This is a genomic window from Actinoplanes awajinensis subsp. mycoplanecinus, from assembly GCF_001509495.1.
Classification (GTDB): Bacteria; Actinomycetota; Actinomycetes; order Mycobacteriales; family Micromonosporaceae; genus Actinoplanes; species Actinoplanes palleronii.
Genome location: NZ_LLZH01000295.1, coordinates 1 through 22,283 on the forward strand (window position 1 = coordinate 1; position 22,283 = coordinate 22,283).

General features: G+C 68.1%; 19 protein-coding genes and 1 pseudogene. 9 read left to right on the plus strand and 11 right to left on the minus strand.

Annotation, left to right across the window (positions count from 1 at the left end; translation table 11 throughout):
- Positions 1 to 452, minus strand: a pseudogene (locus tag ADL15_RS34345) (hypothetical protein); the annotation flags it as partial.
- Between the two features lie 183 nt (positions 453 to 635).
- Between ADL15_RS34345 and ADL15_RS34350 the strand changes: the two are divergent.
- From ADL15_RS34350 to ADL15_RS34360, 3 genes are read left to right on the plus strand one after another with little or no spacing between them, the layout of a single operon-like run.
- A complete protein-coding gene (locus tag ADL15_RS34350) occupies positions 636 to 1,259 on the plus strand; it encodes a helix-turn-helix domain-containing protein (protein WP_198171140.1) in 624 nt (207 codons plus the stop codon).
- Positions 1,234 to 1,596 carry a divalent-cation tolerance protein CutA gene (cutA, locus tag ADL15_RS34355; RefSeq protein ID WP_067699864.1) on the plus strand — a complete coding sequence of 121 codons (363 nt, stop codon included), beginning with the start codon at positions 1,234 to 1,236 and terminating at the stop codon, positions 1,594 to 1,596. Before ADL15_RS34350 ends, cutA begins: the two co-directional genes overlap by 26 nt.
- Entirely contained in the window at positions 1,593 to 2,015 is a 423-nt protein-coding gene (locus ADL15_RS34360) for a VOC family protein (RefSeq protein WP_067699865.1), read from the plus strand. The genes cutA and ADL15_RS34360 overlap by 4 nt, the downstream gene beginning before the upstream one ends.
- 158 nt (positions 2,016 to 2,173) lie before the next feature.
- On the opposite strand, the gene ADL15_RS34365 is transcribed toward ADL15_RS34360, so the two are convergent.
- Positions 2,174 to 2,731 (minus strand): hypothetical protein, encoded by a 558-nt coding sequence (locus ADL15_RS34365; RefSeq protein ID WP_157441787.1) that lies wholly within the window; start codon positions 2,729 to 2,731, stop codon positions 2,174 to 2,176.
- 188 nt (positions 2,732 to 2,919) lie between these two features.
- Between ADL15_RS34365 and ADL15_RS53410 the strand changes: the two genes are divergently transcribed.
- Both ADL15_RS53410 and ADL15_RS53415 read left to right on the plus strand, forming a co-directional pair.
- On the plus strand, positions 2,920 to 3,309 hold the full coding sequence (locus tag ADL15_RS53410; protein WP_157441788.1) for a hypothetical protein: 390 nt from the start codon (positions 2,920 to 2,922) through the stop codon (positions 3,307 to 3,309).
- Positions 3,310 to 3,827: 518 nt separating this feature from the next.
- Entirely contained in the window at positions 3,828 to 4,592 is a 765-nt protein-coding gene (locus ADL15_RS53415; protein WP_157441789.1) for a hypothetical protein, read from the plus strand.
- 692 nt (positions 4,593 to 5,284) lie between these two features.
- Here ADL15_RS53415 and ADL15_RS34370 read toward each other — a convergent pair.
- Complete coding sequence (locus tag ADL15_RS34370; protein ID WP_157441790.1) at positions 5,285 to 6,292, minus strand: hypothetical protein; 1,008 nt, start codon at positions 6,290 to 6,292, stop codon at positions 5,285 to 5,287.
- Between the two features lie 752 nt (positions 6,293 to 7,044).
- Here ADL15_RS34370 and ADL15_RS34375 point away from each other — a divergent pair.
- On the plus strand, positions 7,045 to 9,633 hold the full coding sequence (locus ADL15_RS34375) for an ATP-binding protein (protein ID WP_067699868.1): 2,589 nt from the start codon (positions 7,045 to 7,047) through the stop codon (positions 9,631 to 9,633).
- A gap of 24 nt (positions 9,634 to 9,657) precedes the next feature.
- Here ADL15_RS34375 and ADL15_RS34380 read toward each other — a convergent pair whose 3' ends face one another.
- Genes ADL15_RS34380 through ADL15_RS34400 form a run of 5 tightly spaced genes read right to left on the minus strand, consistent with a single transcriptional unit; the run spans position 9,658 to position 15,870 of the window.
- The gene (locus ADL15_RS34380) at positions 9,658 to 10,248 is read right to left on the minus strand and encodes a LutC/YkgG family protein (protein WP_067699869.1); all 591 of its coding nucleotides are present in this window, start codon (positions 10,246 to 10,248) and stop codon (positions 9,658 to 9,660) included.
- A 60-nt stretch (positions 10,249 to 10,308) separates the two neighbouring features.
- Positions 10,309 to 11,736 carry a LutB/LldF family L-lactate oxidation iron-sulfur protein gene (locus ADL15_RS34385; RefSeq protein WP_067699878.1) on the minus strand — a complete coding sequence of 476 codons (1,428 nt, stop codon included), beginning with the start codon at positions 11,734 to 11,736 and terminating at the stop codon, positions 10,309 to 10,311.
- On the minus strand, positions 11,733 to 12,461 hold the full coding sequence (locus ADL15_RS34390; RefSeq protein WP_083972156.1) for a (Fe-S)-binding protein: 729 nt from the start codon (positions 12,459 to 12,461) through the stop codon (positions 11,733 to 11,735). The genes ADL15_RS34385 and ADL15_RS34390 overlap by 4 nt, the downstream gene beginning before the upstream one ends.
- 2 nt (positions 12,462 to 12,463) lie before the next feature.
- Entirely contained in the window at positions 12,464 to 13,843 is a 1,380-nt protein-coding gene (locus ADL15_RS34395; protein WP_067699882.1) for a rhamnulokinase, read from the minus strand.
- Entirely contained in the window at positions 13,840 to 15,870 is a 2,031-nt protein-coding gene (locus ADL15_RS34400; protein WP_067699884.1) for a bifunctional rhamnulose-1-phosphate aldolase/short-chain dehydrogenase, read from the minus strand. The genes ADL15_RS34395 and ADL15_RS34400 overlap by 4 nt, the downstream gene beginning before the upstream one ends.
- A 263-nt stretch (positions 15,871 to 16,133) precedes the next feature.
- Between ADL15_RS34400 and ADL15_RS34405 the strand changes: the two genes are divergently transcribed.
- A complete protein-coding gene (locus ADL15_RS34405) occupies positions 16,134 to 17,384 on the plus strand; it encodes an AAA family ATPase (RefSeq protein WP_067699887.1) in 1,251 nt (416 codons plus the stop codon).
- 371 nt (positions 17,385 to 17,755) lie between these two features.
- Here the strand turns inward: ADL15_RS34405 and ADL15_RS34415 are convergent, their stop codons facing one another.
- Both ADL15_RS34415 and ADL15_RS34420 read right to left on the minus strand, forming a co-directional pair.
- Positions 17,756 to 18,313: a DoxX family membrane protein gene (locus tag ADL15_RS34415; RefSeq protein WP_067699893.1), complete on the minus strand. Its 558-nt coding sequence runs from the start codon at positions 18,311 to 18,313 to the stop codon at positions 17,756 to 17,758.
- Between the two features lie 100 nt (positions 18,314 to 18,413).
- Positions 18,414 to 19,814 (minus strand): MFS transporter, encoded by a 1,401-nt coding sequence (locus tag ADL15_RS34420; protein ID WP_067699896.1) that lies wholly within the window; start codon positions 19,812 to 19,814, stop codon positions 18,414 to 18,416.
- A gap of 86 nt (positions 19,815 to 19,900) precedes the next feature.
- Here ADL15_RS34420 and ADL15_RS34425 point away from each other — a divergent pair, with 86 nt between their 5' ends.
- Positions 19,901 to 20,857: an Lrp/AsnC family transcriptional regulator gene (locus ADL15_RS34425; protein ID WP_083972151.1), complete on the plus strand. Its 957-nt coding sequence runs from the start codon at positions 19,901 to 19,903 to the stop codon at positions 20,855 to 20,857.
- 117 nt (positions 20,858 to 20,974) lie between these two features.
- Complete coding sequence (locus tag ADL15_RS34430) at positions 20,975 to 21,826, plus strand: dienelactone hydrolase family protein (protein ID WP_067699899.1); 852 nt, start codon at positions 20,975 to 20,977, stop codon at positions 21,824 to 21,826.
- Between the two features lie 80 nt (positions 21,827 to 21,906).
- Here the strand turns inward: ADL15_RS34430 and ADL15_RS34435 are convergent, their stop codons facing one another.
- On the minus strand, positions 21,907 to 22,254 hold the full coding sequence (locus ADL15_RS34435) for a hypothetical protein (RefSeq protein WP_067699902.1): 348 nt from the start codon (positions 22,252 to 22,254) through the stop codon (positions 21,907 to 21,909).
- Positions 22,255 to 22,283 lie beyond the last annotated feature (29 nt).

Below are 22,283 nucleotides of genomic sequence, written 5' to 3' on the forward strand. Positions count from 1 at the left end.
GAAGAACCGCCGGCCGAAGCCCGCACGATCCCGGTGAAACACAGCCGCAGCCGGTGACGATCCACCACACACCACGACCACGCCCACACGAACCGACGCACAGGACCGACCGCCACGACGCTCAGCGCCAGCAGGCCCATCACGGTCAGCGCCAGCCACCACGGCAACACCCGCAGCAACACCGACAGGACCGCCACCGCAGACACCGCGACCGTGATCTCCAACGACCACCACCACAACACCCGCAGCACCGGCCACGCACGAACCAACAGCGCCACCACCAGGCCGACCACGACACCCGCAGCCAGACCTAGCAACATCGCCAACAGCAGCGGACGGAAAGCCGACAGCACCGCGGTCGACGCAGCCCAGAAACCCAGGCTCACGCACAAGAACGCCAGACGCGCCCGCTTCACGTACCACTGCGACACAGGCGTCTCCACCAGCGTCACCGCTCCGATAGGAGCGCTACTGAATAGACCTTTGGACACTGCGCACCCCCTGACTTTGAAGTCCTTTGAACGCCTCTCTGGTCCACGCTAGGGGACTACTTAGGCATCGTCAAGGACTAATAAGTCCCTCAAGGTCTACACCCCGCCCTGGCAGGGGACCAAGACGTCCCCCACAATGGGCCTATGGAGATGGGCGAGGTTCTGCGGCAACGCCGGACGGAACGAGGCATGTCGCAGGCTGACCTTGCGACCGCCGCAGGCATCGATAAACGACAAATCCGGCGCTACGAGGCAGGCGAGCAGCAACCGCTGCTGTCAGTTGCCGTCGCAATAGCGGCGGCCTTAGACATCTCGGTCGGCGAACTCGCCGGACTTCCCGGCCACCGCGTGAGCCTGTCCGGAAGCTGGTGGGCCTCGTGGCAGACCTCAAAGGACGGCGAGGAGGTCGTCACCTTGCAAGAGGTCCTGTTTCGCCAAGAGGGCGAGCGCATCCAGGTCGAGACCACGACCAGGGGAATCCCTATCGAGGGTGGCGGCTATCACTGGCGCGGTGAGTTGCGGATCTGGGATAACGAGATCTTGATGGGCTGGTATGCCGCAGCCGACGGATCCGTTCGCTCGAAAGGCACTATGTACTTCGTCGTCCACCCGCACGGGCAGCGCATGTCAGGCCGCTGGGTCGGGATGAGCTATGACGGAAAGATCGTCAGTGGGTGGGGCGGGATGGCGCGAGACGCGGACAGCGCGGCAGCGATCGTCCAAGAGCTGAAAGGTCAGGACGGTGGACTCGATCGAGCCGACGTGTGAAGTAGTCATCACCGCCCCGGACGCGAGCTGGCTAGTGGACTTCAGCCGGCGGCTCGTTGAAGATCGGCTTTGCGCCGGAAGCCACGTCGTTACCGAAATCAGGGCGGTCTACACCTGGCAAGGCGAAACCGTTGACCGTCCGGAGGCTCGCGTGGCTCTTCACACTCGGCGGTCGCTAGTCCCCGAGATCGTGGACCTCGCCAACAGGTACCACCCGTATCAGGTGCCCTGCGTAATCGCGTTGCCCATAGCTGACGGAAACCCTGCGTACCTTGCGTGGATCGTCGACGAAACTCGCCGGCCGCAGCCGATCGCCGCAGACCCGGAGCAGGGATGACCGTCCATCGCAGCCGCCTCTGTCACATCATCATCGACTGCAACGACCTTGATGCTGCGACCGAGTTCTGGTCCGTCGCCTTGGGCGCGTCCGAGGAGCCAATCGCCGAGCCTAGCCGCCAGGTTTACCGGCGCCTAAAGCTGCCCGACGCTGACATCCGCGTGTTACTCCAACACACAGACGACGAAAAAGCCTCCAAGGAACGAATACACATAGACCTGGAAACCGACGACGTCGAGGCGGAAGTTCAACGCCTGGAGGCACTGGGTGCGCATCGCTGGGACCACCAACAGGAGCGAGGCTACGACTTCTGGGTTCTGCGCGACCCATGGGGAAACGAGTTCTGCGTGCTCCAGACCGAATTCCCGGAACTCCTAGCCCGGCGTGACCCATGGCTTTGCGAGGGACTGACACCTTAACCTCCAGGCAATTTATGATCTTGAATAAGCACGGTCATCGTGCCGTTGAACTGCGGGTTGTGTCCACCAGCGTCCATGGCTGTTCGCCGCGATCACTGGCCATTGTCACCCAGTTAGTCACCCACGCCCCCAGCAATGCTGCGCACTGAGCAAATCCGTCACTCGCGCACCGGATCGACATCGTGCGTCGCGCGCCAGGATCGCCATCGGTCACCCACCGGCAGGACCTGCTTGCCGACAGATGACACCGGTGTCGCGATCGGCACGTTAGTAGTGCCTGGATTCTTCGACATGATCACATGCACTGGGACGCCGCGTCGGTACTGCCCGACGATCCCAACCCACATAACCAACAGACCGACGGCCGCAGCCGCGAAGAACTTGCGTTCAAGGGAGTCGGGGGTCACGCAAGCACCGACGCCAAGTCCCGCCACACCGCACAGCCACGCGGTGAGCCAGGCGTGTTCGCGGAGGCGGTACGCCAGTCTCCGGGAACGTGAGACTGCGTGCAGCATCAGCATGAAAGCGAGCAACAGGAACAGGCCCGCAGTCAGGATGGCTGCTCGATTTTTTGGAAGTAGGCCGAACAGCACACCTACCGGGTACAGGATTGCCGCAGCAATGATGTTGGCTACGACGTTGACGCAGACCCCTCGCCAGAACGCCACGAACCCCTGCCACTGGTCGTCCTCGGCGGAAAGATTGTCTTGGACCACGTCGCCAACCATAGAGACTCAGCGCTACAGCCGGCCAGGGCGGTGCGTCAGCATGGCGAGCGGGAACCTGCGCCGCGCTCGGGTCACCGTAAACAGTCACGTTCGTAGGCCCTCATCCGGGCACGGGATTCCATTTATATCACTTGATTAACCGACGAATGCCATTGCGCCTGTTGCATGATTAGCGAATGTCTAGGCTGGCGAAAGATCGCATTTTTATTCTGGGGATGGGATCAGTTGGTGCAATAATGGCCTTCCTGAGTTTTATCTCGATACCCGTTGGCGCCATAGGGGTGTTGTTGATAATCGCATCAATTGCATACTCATATCGCACACAAGGGGCGGTTTCTGTTTCATTTGCACGCACTCAATGGGTGATGCAGGATGAGGAGTGGCAGTTATTGATTCCCTTCTCCGCCCATCGCAGGAAGGTGCCAGTTGTTTCAGTCTTGGAGAGGAACGCAGAAGGCGCTCTCGGGCCGCTATTCTGCGACGCTACTGCGGATTCGAAGGGCAATGTGATTGTCTCGATTAACCGATCAATCGGTCCATTCGATGGGGAAGTTCGTGTGACCTGAGGTTCTCAAGGTGTTGTCAAGGCGAGCTTGACACACTTCGCGCCACGATACGGGCCGAGTCGGTGTCGGGGTGGCGGCGCGCGCCACGATGCGGCAGGCCACCGGCCTGCCCTTAACTCCTGATCGCTTGGGCCGCAGAGGCTCACGACTCAAGGGCGGCCGCTTGCGGCCGTCGCGTGCGACGCGAAGCGCCCTTGATCGTGAGAGCGGCCCGGACACACTGCGCGCTGCCACCCCAGGCACCGATGGCTCGGTCGTGGGAATGGGACCCAGATGGGCGCTCTTCTTGGGCCCAGGGCTGGGCATCTCGGCCTCGACCATCCCTACGGTCCACAGGCGTCTGGCACGGTCATCGGTGATTGTCACTCAGTAGTCACCTAGCGGCTTCGTGACCGAGCGGGCTGGACAAGATGACGGATCAAAGCATGATCGAGTTGCGGCACCTAGCTATATTTGCGTTGGTAATTATGTGACAGAATCCCCACTGCCCGAGTGGCAAACCAAGGAAGGGGCTCGGTTTGAGCGCTTCAGCCGCAAATCAACCAAGCATTCTAACCATTATTGTTCCACTCGTAGCATCAATCCTAACGGCCGCAGTTGCAGCAATTGCAATCATTGCCGGACGTAGATCATCAAGGGAATCAGTGGAGAAGGACCTACGGCTGAAGACATGGGAGAAGCGCACTGAAGCCTACCTGGAACTGCTCACCAAGGTTGAAAGTCAAGATCCTCTTCAAGCGCCTTACGTTGAGAAGCAGTGTAAGGATCTCATGCAGGGGAAGGCCGTAGATTTACTCCGCCACAGCATCGAAGATGGGGAGTGGAAGATATTCGAAGCACGCCTACGCGCGTATGCATCGTCGGACATATGGGCGCTCTACTCAGCATGGCTGTCCGCACTAGCCACTTGGACGTTCTTTAGATCAGCGGCCATAATTCATGTAACCCAGGAAGACGCTAAAAAAGCACAAGAATTCAAGAACAAAGAAGAAAAGGTAAGGGCAACCATCGGGTTGGCCGCCAAAACGATTATTCATTACGTCCGAGGCGAAATGCGTTTTGAAAGTCTTCCACCCATTAAGATCTCGTACAAATCAGGACCATTGGGCGGAATTCAAGAACTTGACATTCGGCCGCAGGACAATACCGGGCGCGAAGATTTCGATTTTCTGATGCCACCCGTCATGATGAGTGCTACAAGGCAGGAAGGCGGCATTAGCTTCAGCATGAGGCTGCCCCCTGGACTCACCTATGAACAATGGAATAGAGCGGCAGGGCTGTAGAGAGCGACACTCTAGTGTCGACGGAGCCCTGACGGCGTTGACGCCGAACGAGTCGGCGTCGGAGGCGTGCGCACAATGCGGGCAGGCCACTTGGCGTGCCCTGACGCCTGCCGCAAGGGACGCAGAGCCTCCGAGGTCAAGGGCGGCCGCTTGCGGTCGTCGCTTGCGACGCAACGCGCCCTTGACCTTGGTGCGGCGGCCCGGACACACTGCGCGCCGCCGCACCAGGCACTGACGACCGCAACGCGCGCTACAGACCGACGCGGCAGCTCGGACGCGCCGCCCTGGCAGAGGCCGTCGTCAACCCGGTGCAATACGTTCGCCAGCAGATCACGCGGACCGACAACCCTTGGCGCGCTGCTCAGAGGGTCAAAGACGGCCCGCTTGCGGCCAGCGCTTGCGACGCTAAGCGCCCTTGGCCCTCGGAGAGGCGGCCCGGACACACTGCGCACCGCCGCGTCCGGTGTCCGACGGTCGTGATTCGCGCGGCAGCTCGGCCGCGCGGTGAGAACTTTCTATACATCTTCAAGGCGGCCCTCCGGGCCGCGCGCCCGGCTCTCTCCGCCGGCCGTCCGCGCCTTGCCGCTTCGCTCCCGGCGCGGCCCGGCGCCGTTGGGCGTGGCCCGTGGACACACCGAAGCCCCGTGTCCAGGGCGCTAGACGGACACGGGGCTTGGCTATCCCCAAACGGACTAGCCGGCGACCCGCTCTTGTGAGACAACGCTAGGACGGCCCTCAGCGGCTGCAAGCCATTCCTCGGTGACGTGAAGCAGAGGAACGCTTAGCAGCTCGCCGACCATCACCTGGAGGTTCGCGGCATAGAGGCCCAGGTCGGCCATCGTGGGCCTATTCAGATGTCCGTGTACCAGCGCGCTGCGCAGCTCGTAGCACTTGACGAAAAGCTTCGCTGGCGACAGTCCTAGGTACTCGCGAGATCCAAGCGCTGACACCAACCGCCGGCCCGCTTGACCGATCGATTCATCCCGCAGCCGCTTCATAGCGCCCAAGAGTGAGCTTGTCTGAGCTGGTGGCAGGCCAGCTTGTTCCACCTGGCTGATGAGGTCATCGACAAGGCTGCGGACTTCTGCTGGCCGGGGTTGGGGATTGATCAGGGTCTCGACAGCCATCATCGACATGAGAAGGCGACCTTCTGCCGACGGCTGAAAGAAGGAGGCCGCATACAGATCGAAGGCGAGTCGTTCCCCGTCCCGCACCTCCACGTCCCCCAGCTGGCGAGCGGCAGCGAAGGTAGCGACCGCGCGTCGCTCACTAAGCTGCACAGACGCTTCTGCCGTCATCGTTACATAGAGGGGACCTGGTTCTTCGTAGACAATGACGCCGGGACGGTCATTGATCACTTGGATACCCTGCTCCTGAGCGATCATCGCAAGCGCAGCGTCAGTGAAACCGCCGGTCAAGGATGGGTCACGCTCTTGGAAGTCGACCCCCATGTTCAGGCGAGCGAAGGCTACCTGCGCTACTTTGCGCCACTTGTCGCCCTCGCCTCGGGCCTGCGCCTCACTGGCGTAGCCACGACCCTGCAGAGCAGCGAACTCTACCTGCGCCAGCGCAGTTTCTCTGTCTAAAGAGACGACATGGACGGACACGCCACCCTCTGCCTCCAGCACCCATTTCGGCCCGTTGAAAGGCAGACGGGCACCGGGCGGAAACCTGAATCGAATTCTGAAGCCATATGGCATGGCCGCCCTCCTAAAATCCGCCGTCACAGTCAGCGCCTGGACCGAGTCCTTCCGCAGGAACCATAATGGGCGGCGCAGCGGGGGTTTCCACACAGGTTTTTTGCTGACCCTTTGCCCGCTCGGCACACCGCTGCCTCCGGCGGGCAGGGCCTCCGGCCCTACGACCCGGTTCCAGCCTCCGGCGGCCAGGGCTGCCCGCCCTGGACCCGGGCGGCTCCGGGATGTCCGGCCCGGCCGGCAAACCACCGCGCACCAAAGGCAACCAGACCGCGTCTGCCCGGTCCAGGTCGTTCGTCCGGTGGGGCGCTCCACCTGGACCGGGCAGACGCGGCCCGGCAGGGCGGTGCCTGCGCGACGGGATGCCACCCACGGCAGAACGAACCCCCGGCTTGCATTGATAAGGCACTGGCCGACCCTCAAGATCATCGGGTACAGCCAGGCGACAATCCAGCTCGAAAAGCAACGTAAAATGACAGCAATCGATGAAAAGTGTCGACGCAGCTCAGCGGTGCTTTCGACTGCGTTTCCGCAGGTCGCTGCCTGCCCAGGATTGGTTCGAGATGAACTACTGCACGGGTGATCCTCGCCGGGCCGTATCTGGGCCGTGCGGGCCGTCAACGGGCCGTCAAACGTCACCCAACGTTGACCAGCACCGACTAGAACTGACGTACGAAACAGCAGGCAGAAGTACCTGCCCACCCGTCTGATCAGGAACGCCACCCCAGCCCCAATCCGAACCTAGAGTAATCGCCATGGCAGAGAACGGTGACCGGATCGCGGACCGGCGGCTCACCTGGTGGACCGTGGGGCGGATGCTGTCGGCCGGGTTCCTGCTCGCGCTGGTGGCCCTCGCCGTCGTCGGGACCAGCGCCTACGTCCGGATCGGGATCCTGGTCGACGGCCGGACCCCGCTGCGCCACTCGCACGACCTGCTTGGTTGGCTCGGCGGGGCTCGTGACGCGATCAAGGGCCTGGACCAGGTGACCCAGAACTATCAGCAGCCCGCCGACCCGGGCTGGGTCGTGGCGTTCCACCAGAACGTCACGGTGGTGAAGGAGCGGCTCGACAAGTTGCGGAAGCAGTCCGCCGAGGACCCGGACTACCAGGAGTACCTGGCACGGCTGGCACCGATGGTCGACCAACCCGTCGCGGCGATCGCGCGGGCCGTGGCCGACGGCGCGGCCACGGCACCCGGTAGTGACATGGCACCGGCGAAGACCCTGGTCGAGGAGATGTGGGATCACGAGAACCACCGGCTGAACGACTGGATCGACGCGAACCGCGATCGCGCCGAGGGCACCCGGCGGCTGATCCTGTGGGTCTCGCTGGGCACCGCCGCGCTGGTGGCGCTCGGCGCCCGCCTGCTCACCCTGCGGATCACCGAACCGGCCCGGCAGGTGACCGCGGCCGCGCAGCGCGTCCTGGAGGGTGATCTCAGCCGGCGGGCCGAGGTGACCGGGCCGCAGGAGCTGGCCGTGATGGCCCAGGCGGTGAACGCGTCGATGACCGCGGTCCTCACCGCCCACGACGAGGCGGTGGCCGCGACCGCCGCCAAGTCGGCGTTCCTGGCCACCATGAGCCACGAGATCCGTACGCCGATGAACGCCGTGATCGGGATGACCGGCCTGCTGCTCGACACCGAGCTGGACACCGGCCAGCGGGAGCTGGTCGAGACCGTGCACACCAGCGGCGGCGCCCTGCTGGTGATCATCAACGACGTGCTGGACTTCTCCCGGATCGAGGCCGGCGAGCTCAGCCTGGACGAGCGGCCGTTCGCGCTGCGGTCCTGCGTGCAGCAGGCGGTGAGCCTGGTCGCGCTGACCGCGGACGCCAAGGGCCTGCACCTGTCCAGCCACCTGACCGAGGACTGCCCGGAGGCGCTCGCCGGCGACAGCGGCCGGATCCGCCAGATCCTGGTGAATCTGCTGGGCAACGCGGTCAAGTTCACCGCACACGGCGCGGTCACCGTGCACGTCTCCTGCGAACCCACCACGAACCGGACCGGGCCCGCCGCGAACCGGACCGGGCCCGCCGCGAACCGGACCGGGCCCGCCGCGAACCGGACCGGGCCCGCGGCGAACCGGACCGCGCCCGGGGATGACGAGCGGATGACGGTGCGGATCGCGGTGCGGGACACCGGCATCGGCATCGCGGAGGACCGGCTGCATCGGCTGTTCCGGCCGTTCAGTCAGGTCGACGCGTCGATCACGCGTAACTACGAGGGCACCGGCCTGGGCCTGGCGATCAGCCAGCGGCTGGCCGAGGCGATGGGCGGCGGCATCACCGTCGACAGCCGGCCCGGTCAGGGTTCGACGTTCACCGTGACGTTGCTGCTGCGCCCGGCCACCCTGCCGGCCGCCGCGCCGGTCCCGGTCGGCGCGCTCGCCGCCCGGCCGCTGCGGGTGCTGGTCGCCGAGGACAACCCGGTCAACCAGCGGGTCGCGGAGTTGCTGCTGGAACGCCGCGGCCACCGGGTCGAGATCGTCGCGGACGGTGCGGCCGCGGTCGCCGCGGTCCACGCCCGCCGGTACGACCTGGTCCTGATGGACGTGCAGATGCCGATCCTGGACGGCCTGGCCGCCACCGAACGCATCCGCGCCGATCCCCCGCCGCACGGCGCGCCGCGGATCGTCGCGCTGACCGCCAACGCCCTGGTCGACGACAAGGCCGCCAGCCTGCGCGCCGGCATGGACGACTTCCTCGCCAAGCCGATCCAGGACCGCGAACTCGACACCATCCTCACCGACGCCGCAGCCGCCGCGGCCCTCACCGCGAACACCGCCACCGACGACAACGCCAAGCCCACCCCGATCCGCCCCGCCGAAGCCGCCCGCGCAGGTCTCGCCGCTGACGCCGCCCGCGCCGGGCTCACCGCCGAGACCACCCGCGCCGGGCTCACCGCCGACGCCGCGCGGGCCGCTGCCGCCGCCGGAGCCGCCGCCACCAGCGCCGCACTGATCCGCGCGACCGCCACCGGCCGCACCGAGCCGGAGAGCATCCGCGCCTGTGTCGACGACCTCGCCGGCGCCTCCGGCGACCGTGCGCGCCTCGCCCAGATCCTGCACAACTTCGCCGACCGGCTCCCCGGCACCCTGGACCGGATGGAACGCGCCGCCGCCACCGGCGACACCCGCAACCTGGCCCGCCTCGCACACGGTCTGAAGGGTTCCTCGGCCACCCTGGGCGCCACCCGGTTCGCCGCCCTCTGCGGCGCCGTCGAGGACCGCGCCCACCAGCACCCGGCTCACTCCATCGACCTGCTGCGCGACCTGCACACCGAAGCCCACGACCTGGCCACCACGATGGAGTCCCTCTCCACCGAACTCACCCACGCCACCTGACCCCAGCCGGCCCCCAGGGGACCGTTAGCTGTCCAGGAGCAGGACGTGGAGGTGGCGGGGGCCGTGGACGCCCTCCACCCGGTTCAACTCGATGTCGCTGGTGGCCGACGGGCCGCTGATCCAGGTCAGCGGCCGTGTCGGGTCGAGGCGCGCGACCGCCTCCGGCACCGACGCCACCACCTGCGCGGCCCGCAGCACCACGAAGTGCACGTCCGGCAGCAGGCTGATGATCCGCCGCCCCTGGTCCGGCGAGGCGTCCAGCACGATGGTCCCGGTCTCCGCGACGGCCACGGCCGCGGCGGTCAGGACCGCTGCGGCGCCGGCGATCCGGTCCGGCGTCAGGTCGTCGTCGACCAGGGCACCCTGCGGGCGCCACGACAAAGGCAACCCTTCCGGTACGACCACAGCACCGCCCACCAGCCCGCCCACCGTCGCCGCGATCGCGTCCTCACCGATCCGGTGCACCTCGGCCTTGTAGTCGACCAGCCGGTCCACCAGCACCTCGAGGTCGGCGGCCGGGAACGAACGCCGATAGTCGCGCGGCACCTCGACCGGCCCCGGCGCGTCCCGCAGCGCCGCCCGCACCCGTCCCAGGATCAGGTCCTTGGAGTTCACCGCTCACCCCGCCTCTCCGAAGAGTTCACCGCTCTGCCCTCCGGCCCCGGACGAACGGCGTCATCGCGACGCCCACCAGTCGCGGAAGGTCTGCTGCGGGACTTCCGGCAGGTCCCGCGACGCGGTCCACCCGGAGAACGGCGGTGGCAGGCCACGACCGCGACGCCCGGCGATCCGGGCGAGTTTCGCGGCCCGCTGCGCCCGGGCGTACAGCTTGGGGTGGTCCATGGTGTAGGCCGCGGCTCGCATCGCGGCCCGCTCGGCGGCCGGGTGCGACACCTTGTTGCGCAGGTGCACCAGCATCGACGGGATGTCGATCTTCACGGGGCAGGCGTCGAAGCAGGCGCCGCAGAGCGACGACGCGTAGGGCAGCGACGCGTTGTCGGCCACCCCGGTGAGCTGCGGCGACAGCACCGCGCCGATCGGTCCCGGATAGACCGACCCGTACGCGTGCCCGCCGGTGCGCTCGTAGACCGGGCACACGTTCAGGCAGGCCGAGCAGCGGATGCAGTGCAGCGCCGCCCGCCCGGCCGGGTCGGCCAGCACCGCGCTGCGCCCGTTGTCGAGCAGCACCAGGTGGAAGTTCTGCGGCCCGTCGCCGGGTGTCACGCCGGTCCACATGGTCGTGTACGGGTTCATCCGCTCCCCGGTCGACGCCCGCGGCAGCAGCTGCAGGAACACCTCGAGGTCCGGCCAGCTCGGCACGACCTTCTCGATGCCCATCACGGTGATCAGGGTGTCCGGCAGGGTCAGGCACATCCGCCCGTTGCCCTCCGACTCGACGACGGCGAGCGTGCCGGTCTCCGCGATGCCGAAGTTCGCCCCGCTCACCGCGACCGTGGTGGACAGGAACGTCTCGCGCAGGTATTTCCGCGCGGCGGCGGCCAGCACCGGCGGGTCGTCGGTCAGGTCCGGGTCGACACCGGGCATCGACTTGAGGAAGATCTCCCGGATCTCGGCCCGGTTCCGGTGGATCGCCGGCACCAGGATGTGGCTGGGCTTGTCATTGCCCAGTTGTACGATGAGTTCGGCGAGGTCGGTCTCGATCGGCTGGATCCCACCGGCTTCCAGCGCCTCGTTGAGCCCGATCTCCTGGGTGGCCATCGACTTGACCTTGATGACCCGCTCGGAGCCGGTCCGGCGGACCAGATCGAGGACGATCGCGTTGGCCTCGTTCGCGTCGGCGGCCCAGTGCACGACGCCTCCGGCCGCGGTCACCCGGGCTTCCAGCTGCTCCAGAAGTGAATCCAGATTCGCCATCACGAACGCCTTCAGCGCCGACCCGGCGGACCGCAGCTCCTGCCAGTCGGGCAGCTCCGCGATCACCCGGCCGGACTTGCCGCGGATCGTGGTGGTCGCGTGCCGCAGGTTGCGCCGCAGCTGGTCGTCGGCGAGCGCGTGGTGCGCGGCCGCCGGAAACGTCTCGTCACCGCGCAGGTTGCCCACACCGCGCGGCGCGGTCGCCGGCATCCCGAGAAAAGTCGTCATGAGGTCGCCGCCAGGATCTCGGCCAGGTGCACGGTGGTCACGCCGGCGTCCTTTCGTTGCAGGCCGCCGCCGATGTGCATCAGGCAGGACGCGTCGCCGGCCGTGCACACCTCGGCGCCGGTGGACACGATGTTCGTCATCTTGTCGGCGAGCATGGCCGACGACGTCTCGGCGTTCTTCAGCGCGAACGTGCCGCCGAACCCGCAGCACTGCTCGGCCAGCGGCAGCTCCACCAGCTTCAGCCCGCGAACCTGCCGCAGCAGCCGCAGCGGCTTGTCACCGACCCGGGTCATCCGCAGGCTGTGACAGGTCGGGTGATAGGTCACCGTGTGCGGGTAGTACGCGCCGACGTCCTCCACCTCGAGCACGTCGACGAGCAGCTCGGACAGCTCGTAGGTGCGCGACCCGACGTCGTGCGCCCGCGCCGCCAGCCCGGCTTCGCCGAGGTTCGCCGCCACCGTCGCGTGCTGGTGCCGGATCGACCCCACACAGGACCCGGACGGCGCGACGATCACGTCGAACGGGTCGAAGACCGACACATACCGTTTCACCAGGGGCAGCGCGTCCCGCTGGTATCCGGTGTTGATGTGCATCTGCCCGCAGCAGGTCTGTTCGAACGGGAACACCACCTCGTGGCCGAGCCGCTCCAGCAACCGGACGGTGGCCTTGGCCGCCTCCGGGTACAGGGTGTCGGCGAGGCAGGTCGCGAACAACGCGATCCGCACGGTCACCTCCCCACTCGGGCGGCGGCGGCCCGCCAGGGGGCGTCGTCACCGCACGGCTCGTAACGCACGATCTGCTGAGTCTGCCGTACCAGCGCGCGCAGCGCATCGAGGGAGTCCGGGACGATTCCCGCGGCGCGTGCCTGCACCAGCAGATTACCGAGCGCGGTGGCCTCGACCGGCCCGGCGAGCACCGGCAGTCCGGTGGCGTCCGCGGTCAGCCGGCAGAGCAGCGCGTTGCGGGCGCCGCCGCCGACCAGGTGCACGACCTCCGGCGTGACGTAGGCGAGCTCACCGGCCCGGCGGACCGCGCGCCGGTGGGCGAGCGCCAGGCTGTCCAGGATGCAGCGGGTCACCACGCCCGGTGTGGCGTCGCGAGGCAGCCCGGCGGCGTTCCGCAATCGGCCGGCCATGTCGCCGGGTGGCAGGAACAGCGGATCGTCCAGGTCGACCACGTACTCCAGCGGTGCGGCACGCCCGGCGTCGGCGAGCAGGACGGTGATGTCCGCGGCGCCCCATTCGCGCATGCATTCCTGCAGCGGCCAGAGCCCCATCACGTTGCGCAGGTAGCGGATCGTGCCGTCGACGCCACCCTCGTTGGTGAAGTCCGCTTCGCGGGACGCGTCGTTCAGCACCGGATGGGCCAGTTCCAGGCCGACGAGCGACCAGGTGCCACTGGACACGTACGCGAAATCCCGGCCGGCGGCCGGCACCGCGACCACCGCGGACGCCGTGTCGTGCGAGCCGACCGCGACCACCGGCGTCCCCTGCCAGTGCCCGATCACGTCGCCGGGGCGGCGGATCGGCGGGAACAGGTCCGCGCGCAGGCCCAGGTCCGCGATCAACGGCCAGGACCAGTCTTTGGTACGGACGTCGAGCAGCCCGGTCGTCGACGCGTTGGTGTACTCCGCCCCGATCTCGCCGGTGAGCCAGTACGCCAGCAGGTCCGGGATCATCAGCATCGTGCGCGCGGCCGCGTACTGCGGGGTGTCCCGTGCCGCCAGCAGCTGGTAGACGGTGTTGAAAGGCAGCCGCTGCAGCCCGGAGATGGCGTACAGGTCGCTGACCCGCTCGGCGATCCCGTCGGTGCGCGCGTCCCGGTAGTGCACCGGGTTGCCGAGCAGCGCGCCGGACGCGTCCAGCAGGCCGTAGTCGACCGCCCACGAGTCGATGCCGATGCCGTCGACCGGGCCGGCCTTGCGCAGCCCGTCGAGCACACCCCGGTAGAGGCTGAGGATGTCCCAGTGCAGGGTGCCCCCGGCGGACACCGGCTCGTTGGCGAACCGGTGCACGACGTCGAGTTCCAGGGTGCCGTCGGCGAACGTGCCGACCACGACGCGCCCGCTGGACGCGCCGAGGTCGACCGCGGCGAACCGGTGGCTCATCGCAGGAACGCGGCCGCGACACCGGCGTCCACCGGCACGTGCAGGCCGGTGGTGTGCGACAGTTCGCCGGCGGTCAGCACGAACACCGCGTTCGCCACGTGCTCCGGCAGCACCTCCCGCTTGAGCAGGGTGCGCTGGGCGTAGAACGCACCCAGCTCCGACTCCGGGACGCCGTAGACGGCGGCCCGCTGCGCGCCCCACCCGGCCGCGAAGATGCCCGAGCCGCGCACGACACCGTCGGGGTTGATGCCGTTCACCCGTACCCCGAAAGCGCCGAGCTCGGCGGCCAGCAACCGGACCTGATGCGCCTGGTCGGCCTTGGCGGCGCCGTAGGCGACGTTGTTCGGCCCGGCGAACAGCGAGTTCTTGCTGGAGATGTAGACGATGTCACCGCCCATCGCCTGGCCGATCAGGATCCGCGCGGCCGCCTTCGCGACCAGGAACGAGCCCTTGGCCATCACGTCGTGCTGCAGGTCCCAGTCCTGTTCGGTGGTCTCCAGCAGCGGCTTGGAGATGGACAGCCCGGCGTTGTTGACGACCAGGTCGACACCGCCGAACGCGAGCACCGCGGCATCCAGTGCGGCCTCGACCGCGGCCGCGTCGGTCACGTCGGCGACCACCGCGACGGCCGCGTCGGTGCCGCCGATCTCGCGGGCCACGGATTCCGCGGTGGCCGCGTCGCGGTCGGCGACCACGACGCAGGCACCCTCGGCGGCCAGCCGCAGCGCGATCGCCCGGCCGATGCCGGACCCGCCGCCGGTCACGAACGCAACCCGGGTGGCCAGCGGTTTCGGCTGCGGCATCCGCTGCAGCTTCGCCTCTTCGAGGGACCAGTACTCGATGCGGAACTTCTCCGACTCGTCGATCGGTGCGTACCGGGAAATCGCCTCGGCGCCGCGCATCACGTTGATGGCGTTGACGTAGAACTCGCCGGCCACCCGGGCGGTCTGCTTGGTGGCGCCGAACGAGAACATCCCGACGCCGGGGACCAGCACGATCGCCGGGTCGGCGCCGCGGATCGCCGGGCTGTCCGCGGTGGCGTGCCGGTCGTAGTAGGCGCGGTAGTCGGCGCGGTAGGCCTCGTGCAGCTCACGCAGCCGCGCGGTGACCTCCTCCAGGGGCGCGTCCGGGGCGGTGTCCAGCACCAGCGGCTTGACCTTGGTGCGCAGGAAGTGGTCCGGGCAGGAGGTGCCCAGCGCGGCCAGCTCGGCGAGGCGTGCACGGCCGACGAAGTCGAGCACCACGTCGGCGTCGGTGAAGTGGCCGACCTGCGGGCGGTCCGTGGAGGCGAGACCGCGGATCACCGGGAAGAGCGCCGCGGCGCGCTTCCGTCGTACCCCTGCGGTTAATGGCTCTTGGGACATCGCGCCGAACGGCGCGCCGCGGCCGTGCGTCGCGATGTACGCCGCGGCGGTGTCGATGATCTCCTGGGAGTGTGCCTCGCACTCGTCGCTGGTCGTGCCCCACGCGGTGATCCCGTGCCCGCCCAGGATCACGCCGATCGCCTGCGGGTTCGCCTGCTGCACGGCGGCGATGTCCAGGCCGAGCTGGAACCCGGGGCGGCGCCAGTCCACCCAGAGCACCCGGTCGCCGAAGATCTCCTTGGTCAGCGCGGGCCCGTCGGCGGCGGTGGCGATCGCGATGCCGGCGTCCGGGTGCAGGTGGTCCACGTGCGCGACGTCGACCAGGGCGTGCATCGCGGTGTCGATGCTCGGCGCGGCACCACCCCGGCCGTGCAGGCAGTAGTCGAACGCGGCGACCATCTCGTCCTCGCGCTCCACGCCGGGATAGACGCCGGGCAGTGCGCGCAGCCGGTCCAGCCGCAGCACGGCCAGGCCCTTCTCGGTCAGAGTGCCCAGGTCGCCGCCGGAGCCCTTGACCCAGAGCAGCTCGACGTCCGCGCCGGTGACCGGGTCGGCGCCGGCGCCCTTGGCGGAGGTGTTGCCGCCGGCGTAGTTCGTGGTGCGCGGATCCGCGCCGAGACGGTTCGAGCGGGCGATGAGCGCGGTGACTGCGGGATTGGTCATGGCGTTCCTTCAGGCCGGGTGCCGGACGGTCGTGTCCCGGAGAGCGGTACGCCGGACGGCGCCGCTCCGGATGGCGACATGAAACGTTTCAGAGTTACCGACAGGTTACGCACATGACTTCCGCCCGGTCAAGACCTCCCACGCACACCGCCGCCCGACCCGGACAGGCAAGATCATTTTTATTTAGGGTCCTCTAACGTCACGATTTGCCGCGATAGGCCCATAAAATTGGTTCACATCCACGATGAGGTCAGGAGGCTGCGGTGTTACTCCGCTTCCGGGTCACCAACTTCGCGTCGATCAGGGACGAGCAGGAGTTCAGCGCGATCGCGTTGGACGACCATCCCGACCTGGCGACCACGGCCGTGCCGCTGGCCAAGGATCGAGCCCTGCCCGTCGCCGGGATCTTCGGGCCGAACGCGTCCGGCAAATCCAACGTGATCAAGGCGATGAGTTTCGCCAGGACCGCGGTCATCGAGTCACACCAGCGATGGTTGCCGGAGGATCCGATCCCCCGGTGGCCGTTCCGCCTGGATGCGGTGAGTCGCGACGCGCCGAGCGAGTTCGTCTTCGAGTTCGTGCACGATCAGGTCAGGTACGAGTACGGCTTCGCCCTGGACGACGCGGCGGTCCTGGAGGAGTGGCTCTTCTCCTGGCCGAAAGGCCGGCGCCTGGTGCTGTTCGAACGCACCGGTCTCGACATCAGCTTCGGCGCCAGCCTGACCGGCCACAAAGCGGCGATCGTCGACCTGGTCCGCGAGAACAGCCTCTTCCTCTCCGCGGCGGCGGCGAACAACCACACGCACCTGAGGTCGGTGGCAACGTGGTTCGGGCGCTGGCGGCAGACAGCCACCACCGGGCGCCACCGGCGGCAGCCCCGTGGGCCGGTCGACAAACAGGTCTTCGATCTGCTGCGCTACGCGGACATCGGCATCATCGGCGTCGCGATGACGGAACAGGCGCAGGCGGAGACTCTCCGCAGCTTCGAGGAGGCGACTCCCCCGCCGACGCCGGAGTGGGAACTCGTCCACCGGTCTCACCACGACACCGGCCGGGAATCACTGCCGTGGACCTGGGAGTCATCCGGCACCCAGGCGTGGTTCCACCTCAGCCAGGTCGCACTCTCCTGTCTGCTGGAGGGCCGGATCCTCACCATCGACGACCTCGGCGGCGATCTGCACCCGCTCCTGACCGCGCAGCTCGTCGGCCTGTTCCAGGATCGGACCACCAACCCCCGGGGAGCACAGCTGATCTTCACTGGTCACGATGTCAATCTCCTGGGCCGCCGGGTGGAACACCGTCTCCGTCGTGATCAGGTGTGGTTGACCGAGAAGGCCAGCGGCGGCGCCACCAGGCTCTATCCGCTCACCGAATACGGCCGGGTCCGTGACGGGGTCGATGACGTGGAGGGTCGCTACCTGCAGGGCCGCTACGGCGCGGTGCCGTTCTTCGACAGGTCGCTGCTCGCCGACCTTGCCGACCTCGCCGGGGAGCCGGTGTCCGATGGCGCGTGACAGCCGCCGGTTGACGCGCAGGCTCGCCACGGCTCGGCTGCGTGTCGTGAACCTCGGCGCCGATCCGCTGTGGGTGGTTCGGGAGGCGGAGGCTCTCCAGCCGGACTACGACCAGACGTGGGCCGTGTTCGACGTCGAGGCTCCCGGCATGCATGCGAAGCCCCACGCACGGCTCAACCAGGCCGTCGAGCGAGCGCGGAGCACCGCGGTCCGATGCGCGACAGCACGCGATCGGCACCGAACTCGCCGGCCGTAACCCCTGGACCAGCGTCCACGAGCTCGTCACGAAGCTGCTGGCAATCGCCGCCGGCCCGGGTTGAGACACGGAACCGCCCGGACCGCGGAGGTCCGGGCGGTGGTTGTCTCGGCTGTCAGATCAGCCAGCGGTTCTTCTGGACCAGCGGGAGGGTGGCCCACCGGCGCCCCAGGCCCCAGGTGTGCCCGGCGTAGGTCAGGGCGAAGATGACGCCGCTGATCGCGTAGATGACGTGGTAGTCGACGATCGGGTTGCTCGAGCCGCTGGCCAGGGGCCACTCGGCCAGCCACATCATCGCCATCATCAGGATCGCCGAGACCGAGGCGACCCGCAGGCCGACACCCAGGATCATGGCGAGGCCGATGCCGAGCAGGCCGAGCATGAAGGCCCAGTTCGCGAACGTGGTGCCGGCCAGGCTGTGGAACATGCCCTGGAACGGTCCGGCCTCCACGCTGGACAGGAAGCCCTTGGTCGGCGAGCCACCGTTGATCCAGGCCTTGGCCGACGGGGTGGCGTACCCGAAGCCGAAGACCTTGTCCAGGAACGCCCACAGGAAGACGAACCCGGTCGCCACCCGCAGAACGGCGATCGCCTTGGCAGCTGACTTGGTGAGTATCGAACCCGGAGCCTCGACCTGCTCGAGCTGCGCCGCGTGGTGTCCAACGGTGGTCATCGTTGCCTCCTTCATCAATCTCTCTGCCCTGAACACTCCTCTCCACGCGGTGGCCGCACCCGGGTACGACCACCCGACTCGACGGGCCGAAAGTCCCGTCTCAGGCCGTTTTCACCAACTGCGGCTCCTCGGCGTGCGTGACCCGGTGCCGGACGAAGATCAGCACCAGCAGACCGGCGACCAGCGCCGTACCGGACGCGACCAGCAGGATGGCGTCGAGACCGTCCGCGAACGCGGCCGGCTGACCGTGCCCGGCGCTGACCTTGTTCGCGAAGATGGTGCCGAACACCGCCACCCCGAGCGCGAACCCGAGCTGCCGGAACGTGTTCAGCGCCCCGCCGGCCATCCCGCTGCGCTCCCGCGGCACCTCGGCCAGCACCGCCGACGACAGCGACGGCAGCACCGAGCCGACCCCGACGCCGACCACGATCAGGCCGGGGATCAGCGCCGAGCCGGTGCTGTCCGCGTCCAGCCGGGCCTGCAGCAGGTCACCGGCCGCGATCAGCAGCAGGCCGACGCCGACCGTCCAGCGGGGCGCGACCCGCTGCAGCAGCCGGCCGGCCCCCGCGCCGACGACCAGCGAGGCCGCGGCCATCGGCAGCGCGCCGACCAGGCCCGCGTCGACCGGGCCGTTGCCGAGCACCTGCTGCAGCCAGACCGTGCCGAACGGCAGGTAGCCGAACGCGGCGGCCTGGGTGAGGAACGCCGCGACGATCAGCACGGCGAACGGCCCCCGCCGGAACAGCGCCAGGTCCAGCATCGGGTGGTCCGAGCGCCGCTCGGCGACGATGAACGCGGCCAGCGCGACAAGCCCGGCACCGAACGCGGCGAGCGCCACGCCGTCGGTCCAGCCGGCGTCTCCGGCGCGGATCAGACCGTACGTGACAGCGGCGGCCGCGACCGTGAAGCTCACCGTGCCGGGCAGATCGAAGCGTCCACCCTGCGGCGCCCGGGACTCGCTCACGCCGCGCACCGTGAACCAGACCGCGATCAGGCAGACCGGCAGGTTGACCAGAAAGATCCAGCGCCAGCCGAAGTGCTCGGTGAGCAGCCCACCGGCCAGCGGACCGGCGGCCGCCGCGGCGCCGTTGACCGCGCCCCAGACGCCGAACGCGACACCGCGGTCGCGGCCCTGATAGGTGACGTTGAGCAGGGCCGCCGTGGTGGCGAACATGGCCGCGCCACCGGCGCCCTGCAGGATCCGCGCGGCGACCAGCGCCTGCTCGTTCGGGGCGACCGCGCAGAGCAGCGAGGAGAGGGCGAACAGCCCGATACCGATCAGGTAGGTGCGGCGGCGGCCGTACCGGTCGGCGAGCGAGCCGGCGCCGAGCAGCAGGGCGGCGAGCGACAGGGCGTACCCGTCGAGCACCCACTGCAGGTCGGCGTAGCCGGCGTCGAACTTGTCGCCGATGGCCGGCAGCGCCACGACGACGATGGTGACGTCCACCAGCAGCAGGAACGTGCCGAGACAGACGGCGATCAGAGGTGACCATTTACGCATGCCCAGCACAATGCCGGTCCCGGCTCCGATCTCCCCAGCCAGAACGCTGTTTCCTGCGGATCTCGACATCGGGATACGGTGATCCTGTGGAAATCGACCAGCTGGACCGCCAGATGACGCACGCCCTGCGGATCAACGGCCGGGCCGGATACCGCGAGATCGGCGCGGTGCTCGGCGTCTCCGACCAGACCGTCGCCCGGCGTTATCGCCGGTTGCGCGCCGATGCGGGCCTGCGGGTCGTCGGTCTGCCCAACCCCATAGAGCTCGGGTACGAAACCTGGGCACTGCGCCTGCGCGCCACGCCGGACGCGGCCCTGTCGATCGCCATGGCCCTGTCCCGCCGTCCGGACACCGCCTGGGTCTCGATCACCTCGGGCGGCACCGAGATCGCCTGCAGCGTCTACGTCCCGGCGGCCGCCGATCGGGAGGCACTGCTGCTGCAGAAGCTCCCGCGCACCCCACGCCTGGTCGCGGTCAGCGCGCACTGCGTGATCCACAACTATGTCGGCGGCGCGGTCGGCCCGGACCTGCGCGACGACGCCCTGACCGCCGGGCAGATCGCCGAGCTGACCCCGCGGCGGGCCTCCGGCGCGAGCGCCGCGCACCTCACCGCCGCCGACGCGCCACTGCTGGAGGCGTTCGCCTGGGACGGCCGGCTCAGCTACGCCGAGCTCGCGGGCCGGACCGGCTGGCCGGAGTCGACGGTGCGCCGCCGGGTTCAGGAGCTGTTCGAGTCGGGGTCGCTCTACACCGACGTGGAGACCGAGCCGGAGCTGTTCGGGTTCCGCGCCGCGGTGATCATGTGGCTCTCGGTGGCGCCGTCCCGGGTCGCCTCGGTCGGCGCGGCACTGCGCGAGCACGAGGAGGTGGTCTTCGCGGCGGCCACCACCGGGCCGACAAACGTGCAGGTCACCGCGATCTGCCCGGACATGCCGGCCTTCTACCGGTACGTGACCGAGCGCCTCGGCTCGCTCGACGGGGTGGAGCGGATCGAGTCGGCGCCGGTGCTCAAGCACGTGAAACAACTGGGCTCGGTGCGCTGACATACCGCCGATGGGTTGTACCCGTCGGGATTACCCACGAGTAAAGATCTTGTTAATAATATTTACCAGCATCGATCTAGATCGGTTCTCCCATTCCATCCCCCTCTGGGAGCACCCATGTCCGTCCGATCAGTTGTGGCCGCTGCCGTCCTGGCAGCTTCCATCGCCCTTCCGGCAGGCCCCGCGCAGGCCGCCGCCAATCCCTATGAGCGAGGCCCGGCGCCGACCACCGCCAGCATCGAGGCCACCCGAGGATCGTTCGCCACCGCTACCGCCACCGTCGCCCGGACCAGCAGCTTCGGCGGCGGCACGATCTACTACCCGACCGACACCACCGCGGGCACGTTCGGCGCGATCGCCGTGGCGCCCGGCTTCACGAACTCGCAGTCCGCGGTCGCCTGGCTGGGCCCGCGGATCGCCTCACAGGGCTTCGTCGTGATCATCATCGACACGCTCAGCGTCTACGACTACCCGGACGCCCGCGGCACCCAGCTGCTGGCCGCCCTCGACTACCTGACCGGCACGAGCTCGGTGCGGACGCGCATCGACGCCACCCGGCTGGGCGTGATGGGCTACTCGATGGGCGGCGGCGGGGCGCTGTCGGCCTCCCGTACCCGATCGTCCCTGCAGGCGGCGGTGCCGCTCGCACCGTGGCACAGCACCAAGAGCTGGTCCACCGACAAGGTCCCGACCCTGATCTTCGGCGGGGAGAACGACACGACCGCACCGGTCTCGTCACACGCCGAACCGTTCTACACCAGCCTGCCGAGCACCATCGACAAGGCCTACCTGGAGCTGAACAACGCCACCCACTCCGCCCCGACCTCGGCGAACGTGACGATCGCGAAGTACAGCATCTCCTGGCTCAAGCGCTTCATCGACAACGACACCCGCTACGACCAGTTCCTCTGCCCGGCGCCGTCCGGCACGGCCATTCAGGAGTACCGCGACACCTGCCCGCACGCGTGAAGAACGCCGGCGGCCTCCCCTTCCGGAGGCCGCCGGCGTCACGAGACTTCACCGCCCGACGCTGCCGGCGGCGCTGCGGGTCAGCGCCAGAAAACGGCGACCGCGGCATTGACCAGAGTCAACGTGATGATGCCGATGAAGTGCCCCTTGTTGACCTCGTCCCGCTTGCGCGGGATGAACACCATAATGAAGATCATTACGGCGATGACGAGCTTGACGGCGAGCTTGGCCGGGTCCGGCTCGTGATCACCGCCGCCTCGCAGCGGCGCGGCCAGCCCGAGGCCGCTGACCAGCTGAATGATCGACCCCCACAGAACCGCCGGACTGATCCGGATCTTTCCGGACAGGAGCTGCGCTATCCCCCCGCCGAGCAGCAGAGCGAAGCCGACAAGGTGCACGAACAGCAGGATCAACCGGAGTGCTTCCACAGCCGGACAGCTTGCCAGCAAACCGAACA

What these genes read in the sequence shown, in the direction of transcription:
- ADL15_RS34350 (WP_198171140.1), top strand. Translation starts at nt 636, where the DNA reads ATGGAGATGGGCGAGGTTCTGCGGCAACGCCGGACGGAACGAGGCATG.
- ADL15_RS34360 (WP_067699865.1), top strand. Translation starts at nt 1,593, where the DNA reads ATGACCGTCCATCGCAGCCGCCTCTGTCACATCATCATCGACTGCAAC.
- ADL15_RS53410 (WP_157441788.1), top strand. Translation starts at nt 2,920, where the DNA reads ATGTCTAGGCTGGCGAAAGATCGCATTTTTATTCTGGGGATGGGATCA.
- ADL15_RS34370 (WP_157441790.1), bottom strand. Translation starts at nt 6,292, where the DNA reads ATGCCATATGGCTTCAGAATTCGATTCAGGTTTCCGCCCGGTGCCCGT.
- ADL15_RS34375 (WP_067699868.1), top strand. Translation starts at nt 7,045, where the DNA reads ATGGCAGAGAACGGTGACCGGATCGCGGACCGGCGGCTCACCTGGTGG.
- ADL15_RS34385 (WP_067699878.1), bottom strand. Translation starts at nt 11,736, where the DNA reads ATGACGACTTTTCTCGGGATGCCGGCGACCGCGCCGCGCGGTGTGGGC.
- ADL15_RS34395 (WP_067699882.1), bottom strand. Translation starts at nt 13,843, where the DNA reads ATGAGCCACCGGTTCGCCGCGGTCGACCTCGGCGCGTCCAGCGGGCGC.
- ADL15_RS34400 (WP_067699884.1), bottom strand. Translation starts at nt 15,870, where the DNA reads ATGACCAATCCCGCAGTCACCGCGCTCATCGCCCGCTCGAACCGTCTC.
- ADL15_RS34415 (WP_067699893.1), bottom strand. Translation starts at nt 18,313, where the DNA reads ATGACCACCGTTGGACACCACGCGGCGCAGCTCGAGCAGGTCGAGGCT.
- ADL15_RS34420 (WP_067699896.1), bottom strand. Translation starts at nt 19,814, where the DNA reads ATGCGTAAATGGTCACCTCTGATCGCCGTCTGTCTCGGCACGTTCCTG.
- ADL15_RS34430 (WP_067699899.1), top strand. Translation starts at nt 20,975, where the DNA reads ATGTCCGTCCGATCAGTTGTGGCCGCTGCCGTCCTGGCAGCTTCCATC.